The sequence below is a fragment of the Brucella sp. HL-2 genome (assembly GCF_025846885.2).
Lineage (GTDB): Bacteria > Pseudomonadota > Alphaproteobacteria > Rhizobiales > Rhizobiaceae > Brucella > Brucella quorumnocens.
Genome location: NZ_JAOYTK010000018.1, coordinates 65,960 through 75,799 on the forward strand (window position 1 = coordinate 65,960; position 9,840 = coordinate 75,799).

A 9,840-nucleotide genomic window follows, 5' to 3' on the forward strand; every position below is an offset into this window, starting at 1 on the left:
GACGATGGACGATCTGGCAACAAAAGACGGCATTGCAATTGCCGAACTGATTTCAAAAGGTGAGATCAGTGCGACCGAAGTGCTTGAAGCGAGCATCGAGCGAATAGAGCGGCTTAACCCGCAACTCAACGCGGTTGTGCATGCGCATTTTGATCTAGCCCGGCAGCAAGTTAAAAACGGACTGGCAAAAAGTCCACTCTCGGGTGTGCCGATGCTTCTCAAGAATACCGGCTTTGAAGCGGAAGGCATGCTTCTATCGAGCGGCTCCGAGTTGCTGCGCAACGTTGTCAGCAAGCGCGACTCCACAATCACCGCACGCTATAAAGCAGGCGGAATGGTAATCTTAGGCAAGTCCAATACGCCGGAATTTGCTTTGAGTTTCACGACAGAATCCAAAGCTTTCGGGCCAACCCATAACCCATGGGACTTGAGCCGCACAGCTGGCGGATCATCTGGTGGCTCCACCGCAGCCGTTGCAAGCGGTATGGTGCCACTTGCCAACAGTTCCGACGGCGCAGGATCGACACGACTTCCCGCAAGTCACTGCGGATTGTTTGGGTTCAAGCCATCACGATCGGTCAATCCCGTCGGCCCAGTTGCGGCAGAAGCTATTGGCGGCATGTCCACGCCCCATGCAGTTACGTGGTCGGTGCGCGACAACGCAGCCATGCTGGATATTTCCGGCGGCAGTGATCTGGGTGATCCATGGGCTTCCCCCACCACGTCCGGCAGCTATCTCTCAGCGCTCGATAAGATGCCACCTCGCCTGAAAGTGGCGATGATCCTTGACGCGCCTGACGGCAGCCTGATCGCACCGGAAATGATCGAAAGCATTCGCGAAACAGCGAAACTGCTGGAAAGTCTCGGCCATCACGTCGAGGAAGTTACGGACGCAAGCTATGATGCAGAGGCTCTGAAAGCTGCGTGGCGGATTGTCGTTGGCGTCAATGTCGCGCTGGGTGTTACGGGCGGCGATGCTGCTTCAGCCAACATCGCCAAGCTTGAGCCGGTCAATCAGCAATGGGTACGCGAAGCACTGGCAATTCCCGGCACGCGCTATCTTTGGGCCGTTAATCAGCTTCATGCCTCTTCACGCGCTTTGGCGAAGTTTTTCAGCCAATACGACATCATGCTGACCCCTGCCGCCGCAGAACCTGCGCCCCTTTTGGGTAAACTTGCAGGCAACAGCAAAAGCCTTGATGAATTTTACGATCAATTCTGGTCCCACTCTCCCTTTACCGCTGTTTTCAACGCGTCCGGTTGCCCTGCAATGTCAGTACCACTTGGCATGAGTCCGTCAGGTCTACCGATTGGCTCGCATATCGGAGCGGGCTTCGGAAAAGATGCCTTGCTCTTTTCGCTGGCAGCGGAACTTGAGCGTGCAGCTCCGTGGGCTGATCGGCGTCCACCCATTTTTGGCTAAGGAAAGCTCTATGAACAACACGGAAATCCTTACCCTTACCGCCCGTGAAACTGCGGCAGCTATCAAGGCTAAACAGTTAAGCGTCCGCGCTGTCACAGAAGCATATCTGAAACGGATTGCAGAAACAGACGGACCAATAAAGGCTTGGCAGTATCTCAACGTCGAGCAAGCCTGTGAACAAGCAGATAGGCTGGATAGAGCTGGCCCCAAGGGACCGCTTGCAGGCGTGCCCATCGGCGTCAAAGACGTGATCGATACGAAGGATATGCCGACCGGCTATGGGACACCAATTTATGAAGGATTTCAGCCGCCTTGGGATGCGCCTGCGGTGCAGATCGCGAAAAACTCCGGCGGCCTGATCCTAGGCAAAACAGTCAGCACCGAACTTGCCATGGCAAGCCCCAACAAAACCCGCAATCCGCACAACCCAGCACACACACCCGGCGGCTCGTCGTCCGGTTCCTGTGCCGCCGTCGCAGCCGGCATGGTGCCCCTGGCATTCGGCACACAAACGTCGGGTTCGGTCATCCGTCCGGCAAGTTTTTGTGGCGTAACCGCATTCAAACCAACCTTCGGCGCAATCAACACCGTCGGCATCAAGGTTCTGTGCCATGGGCTTGATACGCTTGGTATCATCGCCCGCAACATAGGCGATGCATCTCATTGTGCAGCCGCACTCAGCGGGCAGTCTGAACTCACCAGTCTTATACCACCAATTCGCCCCCGCATCGGCGTACTGCTTGGAACGCGCCTCGAAAAAGCTGAAGACTATGCGATTGAAACAGTCAATCGCCTGGCATCCGTGGCCGAAACGGCAGGCGCCGAACTGACCATTATTCCGGCACCAGGTTGGTTTGACGGTATTTTCGATCTCCACGAAGCCGTTATGGGCTGGGAAGTCACGCAATCACTTGCCTCCGAAATCAGTCATAACTGGAATGATCTGACGCCCGTCACGCGCGCAATGTTAGAGGATCAGGGCCGTATTGATGAGCCGCGCTATCGTGCAGCAATGGCAGAAATTCCGGGAATCCGTCACATGATGGATGCAATTCTATCCCGCTTTGATGCCGTACTGACACTTGCAGCCCCCGGCGAAGCGCCTGAGGGTATGGCGACTGGCGATCCGATCTTCAACCGACTCTGGAGCGTTCTGCAAGTACCTCTTGTCTGCTTGCCCGCATCCAAAGGGCCAAAAGGCCTGCCAGTCGGCGTACAACTGGTCGGCGCGCTCGGCGCTGATTATCGCCTCGCCTCGGCAGCCCTTTTTCTGGAAACCGCAATCGCTGCAAAAGGAGGCCTTCTATGAGCCATCCCCCCATTGACCAGCTAACCGATGATTTTCGCACGGCGATGCGGCAGCTTGCGGCAACGGTCAACATCATTACAGCCGGAGAAGGCGACACCCGGCGCGGACTGACAGCCACAGCCGTCTGTTCAATGTCCATCACGCCTCCTTCCATGCTCGTTTGCGTCAACCGTTTTGGCGAAGCACACAAGGCGATCACATCTGCTGGGAATTTCTGCGTCAATATTCTCGCTGGTGCCCAAAGGGAGATCGCCATGCGATTTGCCGGACAAATCGGTGAAATGGGCGAAGACAAGTTTGCACCTTATGGCTGGACACGCCTTGCCACCGGTGCACCGGCACTTGACCACGCAATGGCCAATCTCGATTGCGAAATTGTATCCGTGTCAGAAACTGAAAGTCATTCGATTTTCATAGGACAGGTGAAAGCCATTCGCTTTGGACCGGAGACATCACCGTTGCTTCATTACAATCGCAACTTCTTCACGCTGGCCAATCAGACCGCGTTATAAAACATCCAACCAAGGGAACTGGCTGCGACCACAAAAAACAAAAATGCGGTTGTCCCACAACCGGAACTCTCGTGGATGCAGTTACCAAACAAACGGGCCACGCCCAACGGAGGTATCTATCATGTCTATCAGTGACGCACAGTTTTTGAAGGGCTGGAGACAAGTGCTCGAAATGTGCAACCTGAAAGCTGGTGAGCAAGTTACAATTCTGACTAGCGACGACAGCAACAAGCAGATTGCCTATATCGCCAAGCTTGCCGCTTCTGATCTGGGTGCCGTCGTCACCGAACTTAACCTCGCACCCGTGAACAGCGAAAAGGCGATCTCCCCCGATAAATCCGGTTATATCGGCAAGACTCCACTGGATGGCAATATCTCTGCACTCGCCTGCCTCAAGGCTTCTAATCTCGTCATCGACACATTGCAGCTCCTGTTCTCAAAAGAACAGGAACAAGTGCTTAAAACTGGCACGCGTATGTTGCTCGCTGTCGAGCCTCCGGCAATCATGATGCGCCAGATCCCGCGCCCGGAAGACAAGTTGCGCGTTCTTGCTGCCGCCAAAAAAATTGGTGCAGCCAAAGAAATGCATGTCACCTCAAAGGCAGGCACCGATTTCCGTTGCCGTCTTGGTCAATATCCGGTGCTCACTCAATATGGCCTTGCCGACGAGCCGGGCCGCTGGGACCATTGGCCAAGCTGCTTCTCCGCTCGCTGGCCTGATGAAGGCAGTGCCGAAGGAACAATCGTCATCGATGAGGGCGATATTTTGCTGCCATTCAAAAAATATGCTCGCGCTCCAATCACTGTCACCATTGAAAAAGGCTTCATTGTGGACATTAAGGGCGGCTATGATGCTGAATTCATGCGCAAATTCATGGAAAGCTTCAACGATCCGCGTGCCTATGCGATGGCACATGTCGGCTGGGGACTTGAGAACCGCGCAAACTGGACCGTGCTGGGCCTCTATAACCCGGAAGCGCAGCTTGGTATGGATGCGCGCTCATTTGCAGGCAACTTCCTGTGGTCGTCAGGGCCGAACACAGAAGCTGGCGGTGATCGTGATACGCCATGCCATCTCGACATTCCACTGCGCAATTGTTCCGTTTCGCTGGACGGTGAAGTGATGACGCTGGAAGGCGCAGTTATTCCTGAAGATCAGAAGTAAGACCATGGCACAATATCATGTGGCAATTATTGGTGCCGGCTCTGCCGGCGCCCTGATAGCAGCGCGTCTAAGCGAAGATCCAGCCCGTAATGTTCTGCTAGTCGAAGCAGGTGGGAGACCTTCAGACCCAGACATTTTAAAGCCCTCTATGTGGCCTGCGATCCAGCATCGCAGCTATGATTGGGATTATAAGACGACACCTCAGGAAGGTGCCGCTGGCAGAAGTTTTGCCTGGGCTCGCGGCAAAGGTCTTGGTGGATCAAGCCTGCTCCACGCTATGGGCTATATGCGTGGCCATCCGGAAGATTTCGCTGCATGGGCAGAAGCTACGGGCGATGAGCGCTGGAGCTGGGAAGGTCTGTTGCCATCATTCATGGCAAATGAAGACCATGTGTCGGGTGGCGATGGTATTCACGGCAAAGGCGGTCCGATGCCAGTCTGGATTCCTGATGACGAAGTAAGTCCGCTCACACGCGCATTCATGTCAGCGGGCAACGCCCTGGGCTTACCGCGCATTCCGGGCCACAATACTGGCCAAATGATTGGGGTCACACCTAACTCACTCATGATCCGCGATGGACGCCGGGTCACCGTTGCAAAAGCCTGGCTCACGCCTGAAGTTTGTGCCCGGCCAAACCTCACCATTATGACCGGCACGCTGGCACGATACCTCAAATTGGAACAATCACGAGTGTCAGCAATAGAGCTGGCGGGCCCTCAAGGCCTTGTTACCATTGTAGCAAGCGAAATCATTCTCTCCGCCGGTTCATTGGAAAGCCCGGCACTTTTAATGCGCTCTGGCATAGGACGCGAAGATGTGCTTCGCAAAGCCGATGTTCGTTGCCACATTAAAGCGCCAGAACTCGGGCTAAATCTAATGGATCACTTGCTTGGTGCGGGCAACCTCTATGCTACTAAAAAGCATCTGCCACCGTCGCGACTGCAACATTCGGAAAGCATGGCTTATATGCGTGCGGGAGACTTTTCCGCCGATGGGTCGCCAGAAATCGTGGTCGGATGCGGCGTCGCGCCGATTGTTTCGGAGCGCTTTAGCGCGCCTCCGGCGGGTAGCGCCTATTCTTTTCTATTCGGCGTCACACACCCAACAAGCCGTGGCGAAATCCGCATCACCGGAGTACAGCCAACCGATCCTTTGCACATAGACCCGTGTTACCTTCAAACCGACCATGACAGAACGCTTTTCCGCGCAGCACTCAGCGCTGCTCGTGAAATCGGCAATCACGCCGAATTAGATGAATGGCGCGACCACGAAATATTGCCTTGCCCAATTACAAAAAACGACGACATTGACGCATTTGTTGCTAAGGCTGTGATTACCCATCACCACCCATCGGGCACTTGTCGCATGGGGAAAGATGACAGATCGGTTGTCGATAGCGATTTACGGCTACGCGGCTTAGATAACTTATACGTTGTCGATGGCTCTGTACTCCCAGGCCCCACTGCGGGACCAATCCATGCGGCTGTACAGGCAATTGCTGAGAGTTTTTCAGTTCAATTAAACAGCAAGTAATCACACTCGCAATGCAGGCAGGTCTTCGTAGCAGTTTGATCAGGCGTTCTTCAATATACATGGACTCTGATACAAAAATGTCATTTAAAATTCGCTTATTGTTGGGAACAGTTATGCTGCACGTTCTGCAAATTCCTTTAATGGCGAAATATTATCATTTTCAAACTATTTCCTACTAATAATATGTGCCACTTCTATACCGGGAATAGCCGATGAACCAAAAGGAAATATTATGACGCCTGACATGTGTTGGGTGACCGATGATCTGCAGGAACGTGGTGAGAAATGCCCTCATACGCCAGCGGAAAGTTACGTTTCACGCAGTACGATAAGCAGGGCTAGTTTGGAGATGTCCCAGTGATTCAGAGTTGAAATCAAGATCCTTGGTGCTTGCCCCTCACTATGGAGAAAATAGCCCATCGCCTTGAAAGAGTATGAACTAACGACCACCGGTAATAGGTTTTCGAATGACCGGAGGGGTCGCAAGCGGTCCCTCCGGTCGAACCGGCAGCTATTGGAAAGCAGTTCTCACTTGTTTTCTCCCCCAGCTGTTCCTTTGAGCTCACAAGAGTAATGCTCGGCGCTTGCCTAAGCGATAACGCGGGCATAGGCGACCAACATGCCGATATCCGCCGTGATGGACTGCGCCACATCTTCCGCGCGTGCCGCAAAAACCGCGAGATCCACGTCCTCCGCCGTGCTGAACGACAGCCGGCCTTATACCGATCCTGTCGCGGGGTTGACTAGCCGGCTCTCGTCAGGCGGAGCCCTTGCTAAGCAACCTCTCCGGCGGACGCGGTCCGGCGACCGTCCTGTCGTCGGAACCGCTCTGAGCGTCAGTTTCAGCCGTGAGGCAGAAACACCCCACGGAACCGCATCTTGCCGGAAGATAGCCGGTCGTAGGCTTCGGTGGCCTGATCAAGCGAAAAGGTCTCGACGATCGGCTTGACCTTGCCCTTGGCGGCGAGATCGAGGATTTCCGCCAGATAGTGCTGTCCGCCATGCGTGGAGCCGACCACACGTTGGCGCATCATATGGAACGGCTTGCCGTCGGACGGAATCGAGAACGGCTTGCTGAAGTCGAGCCCGCAAAGGACGATGCGCCCGTCAGACCTTACACCCGCCATCGCCCTTTCGGCGGTGTCGAAGTCATTGGTCGTGACCAGAAGAATGTCAGCGCCGCCAGCCGCCAGCAACTCGTTGCCATCGGCGACGACCATGTCAGCGCCAAGATCGGTGGCCAGCTTGTGTTTGTCTGGTGAATGGGTAATCGCGATGGTTTCGTATCCCAACGCCTTTGAGAACTGCAAGGCGACGTGGCCTAGCCCACCGATGCCCAGCACGGCAATCCTATCACCTGGCTTCGGCTCCGCATCGCGCAGACCACTCCACGTGGTGTAACCCGCACACATCATCGGCGCGGCGTACGTGTAGTCGAGCCCGTCGGGCAACAACACAGTCCCTTCGGCAGAGATCGCGATGTACTCTGCGTGTCCGCCCTGAGCCGCAAAGCCGGTCGTTCTGGGTGAATCACAGTTCATAGCCGTCTGACCGGTTAACGGACGGTTCTGTCGGCAGTACGAGCATCGGCCACAAGAGGACTGCACCCAGGTGGTGCCAACCCGGTCTCCTACCTTGCGCGTATGAACGCCCGCGCCCACCTCAACAATCTCGCCAACCACCTCGTGACCGGGTGTCTGAGGATAGATGTCGCCACCGGCGCCCTGGGTAGCCCAGACATCCGTAAAGCACATGCCAGAGGCGTGAATTTTCACAAGGACAAGCCCTGGATCTGCCTTCGGCACGGGAATCTCTTGTACCTCCCAGGGGCGATTTGCACCTGTCATGACGACAGCTTTCATCTTCATTATTTTTCCTCTTTTTAACAATACGCTGGTGGAGTGTGCAGTGTGAGGACACGACTATACTCAAGGGTCTATGTTATGAGCCCTTGACTGTAGAGACAATCTGCTCAATTTTTGATGACATGATGAAAGTAACTCACCAATCTAAAGGAAACGATTTTTCCGCCTTTGCTGCATTTTTGGCGGTTGCGGCCCATCGAAGTTTTCGCGTTGCCGCTCTGGAACTCAATATGACACCCTCTGCGATCAGCCACTCGATCAGGGTACTAGAGCAGCGGCTTAACGTCCGCCTTTTCAACCGAACGACACGCAGCGTCTCGTTAACAGAAGCAGGAGAACGTCTGGCCGCGAAACTGAGGCCAGCGATGGCCTCAATCGACGAAGCTGTCCAAGAACTGGAGGGAAATGGTCCTGTTCCTAGCGGTACGGTGCGGATCAATGCGAGTGAAGGGGCTATTCGGTTAGTATTGCAGCCAGTACTTGCACGCTTCCTGCGAGATTATCCTCAGGTCCATCTCGACATAGTCAGTGATGGCAGGCTCAGCGATATCGTTGCCGATGGTTTCGACGCCGGAATCCGGTTAGCGGAGGCCGTACCAAAAGATATGGTGGCGATCCCGGTAATGAGAGAGGTGCGCTTCGCAGCCATTGCGTCCCCCAAGTACTTCGAGCGCCGCGGCTATCCAGTCGTACCGCAGGATCTACATAGCCACGATTGCATCCGCTTCCGGTTTGAAAGTGGAGCAATCTATCGATGGGAATTTGAATGCCAAGGCGTTGTGGAAAGGATCAACGTATCCGGGCCTCTTACGCTGAGTGAACAGTCTCTGATGGTGGAGGCTGCAATCGATGGGATAGGCATCGCTTTCGTGCCTGACCATCTTGCAACAGAGGCAGTGGAAGACGGCCGCCTCAGGCGAGTTCTGGAAGAATGGTGCCCAGCGTTTCCAGGACTATGTCTGTATTACTCTGGCCGTCGCCACGTCTCATCCGGCCTGAGAGCGTTAATAAAAGTACTTTCTGAAAGTCGTTCAGGCAACTGAGGATAGATTTTATTGACAAAGTTCAGTTGCCAGAGCGATCTTTTTGGTTGGGGGGAGGAACGGCGACAATTCGGATTTACCATCTTAGACAACACGTCCTGAGCTTTGAATGGATATGAACCTTCAGCATCAGTGCATCTTTAGGTAAGCTTCAGAATTGATTAATCATTTGGAATTCGCAGCCCACGACCCGGCAACAAGCCGGTCAATTTAGCAATTTGGGCCGCAATGAAAACACAGGTTCCTTTGCCTCTTCAATTTCAGAATTTGATTTTCGAATTCTGCGACAAACGAGTGAAGCCGCACGTGTCGGATGAACTACTCAATAGGATCAGTCCATATTTCAGAGATTTGATCGTAACTTACAGAAAGCATCCGATGCGCCGAAGCCAGATCGACTGGTTATCATTGGCTTTGGAAAGCCGGATAGATTGCGAGTTCACTGATAAGCTAAGACGATCATCCGGCTTGCGCTGGAATCCATAATTCGATGGGTCGACAATGGGGCTCCCCAAACCGATCAAATTGCGCCACAGAGAAAAGTAAGGGAGCTCCGCTTTGCAATTCGTGTGCCGAAGCAGGTGAGGTCTCCTGTTTCGACATCTGGAAAAACTCCGGTCCGGCCTCAACCATTCCCTGTAGTGCCGAACGATCCTGTTGAGGAGTTTCCTGAGCCGCTATTCGACTGGGTCGAGTATCAGCAGACTTTCCAGCATGCTTTGAATTATCACACGCGCAGGTTCAATGAGACTTAGTGGCGTCTTCATCGTGCAGTTGTGAAACAACATGAATTATTTGATATCCGTACGATAGCCAATTGGGCGAATGGCACAAAAATGTTGAATGCCGCTGAGAACTGATGGAGTGGAAGTGCGGACGAAAACTTGGACTATCAGGGAGGTAGTTCATGTATTCCTACGAAGACCGGATGCGAGCAGTTGCGCTCTACATCAAGCTGGGCAAACGCCCGAAAGCGACTATTCGCCAGT

The 9,840-nt window shown here is 54.0% G+C and carries 7 protein-coding genes; 6 read left to right on the forward strand and 1 reads right to left on the reverse strand.

Annotated elements, in window-relative coordinates:
• Positions 1–4: 4 nt before the first annotated feature.
• From OIV19_RS17255 to OIV19_RS17275, 5 genes are all read left to right on the forward strand, one after another.
• Entirely contained in the window at positions 5–1,423 is a 1,419-nt protein-coding gene (locus OIV19_RS17255) for an amidase (RefSeq protein ID WP_264232414.1), read from the forward strand.
• Between the two features lie 10 nt (positions 1,424–1,433).
• Positions 1,434–2,732, forward strand: coding sequence for an amidase (locus OIV19_RS17260; protein ID WP_264232415.1), 1,299 nt, complete (start codon positions 1,434–1,436; stop codon positions 2,730–2,732).
• Entirely contained in the window at positions 2,729–3,244 is a 516-nt protein-coding gene (locus OIV19_RS17265) for a flavin reductase family protein (RefSeq protein ID WP_264232416.1), read from the forward strand. The genes OIV19_RS17260 and OIV19_RS17265 overlap by 4 nt, the downstream gene beginning before the upstream one ends.
• Before the next feature lie 121 nt (positions 3,245–3,365).
• On the forward strand, positions 3,366–4,409 hold the full coding sequence (locus tag OIV19_RS17270; protein ID WP_264232417.1) for a 2,5-dihydroxypyridine 5,6-dioxygenase NicX family protein: 1,044 nt from the start codon (positions 3,366–3,368) through the stop codon (positions 4,407–4,409).
• 4 nt (positions 4,410–4,413) lie between these two features.
• Complete coding sequence (locus OIV19_RS17275; protein ID WP_264232418.1) at positions 4,414–5,943, forward strand: GMC family oxidoreductase; 1,530 nt, start codon at positions 4,414–4,416, stop codon at positions 5,941–5,943.
• An 842-nt stretch (positions 5,944–6,785) separates the two neighbouring features.
• Here the strand turns inward: OIV19_RS17275 and OIV19_RS17280 are convergent.
• Positions 6,786–7,811: an alcohol dehydrogenase catalytic domain-containing protein gene (locus OIV19_RS17280; protein ID WP_264232419.1), complete on the reverse strand. Its 1,026-nt coding sequence runs from the start codon at positions 7,809–7,811 to the stop codon at positions 6,786–6,788.
• A gap of 119 nt (positions 7,812–7,930) precedes the next feature.
• Between OIV19_RS17280 and OIV19_RS17285 the strand changes: the two genes are divergently transcribed.
• Positions 7,931–8,851, forward strand: coding sequence for a LysR family transcriptional regulator (locus tag OIV19_RS17285; RefSeq protein WP_264232422.1), 921 nt, complete (start codon positions 7,931–7,933; stop codon positions 8,849–8,851).
• The last annotated feature ends 989 nt before the right edge of the window (positions 8,852–9,840 follow it).

Bases quoted from the DNA above. Each gene is read 5' to 3' on its own strand.
- OIV19_RS17255 (WP_264232414.1), top strand. From the start codon at position 5: ATGGACGATCTGGCAACAAAAGACGGCATTGCAATTGCCGAACTGATT.
- OIV19_RS17260 (WP_264232415.1), top strand. From the start codon at position 1,434: ATGAACAACACGGAAATCCTTACCCTTACCGCCCGTGAAACTGCGGCA.
- OIV19_RS17265 (WP_264232416.1), top strand. From the start codon at position 2,729: ATGAGCCATCCCCCCATTGACCAGCTAACCGATGATTTTCGCACGGCG.
- OIV19_RS17270 (WP_264232417.1), top strand. From the start codon at position 3,366: ATGTCTATCAGTGACGCACAGTTTTTGAAGGGCTGGAGACAAGTGCTC.
- OIV19_RS17275 (WP_264232418.1), top strand. From the start codon at position 4,414: ATGGCACAATATCATGTGGCAATTATTGGTGCCGGCTCTGCCGGCGCC.
- OIV19_RS17280 (WP_264232419.1), bottom strand. From the start codon at position 7,811: ATGAAGATGAAAGCTGTCGTCATGACAGGTGCAAATCGCCCCTGGGAG.
- OIV19_RS17285 (WP_264232422.1), top strand. From the start codon at position 7,931: ATGATGAAAGTAACTCACCAATCTAAAGGAAACGATTTTTCCGCCTTT.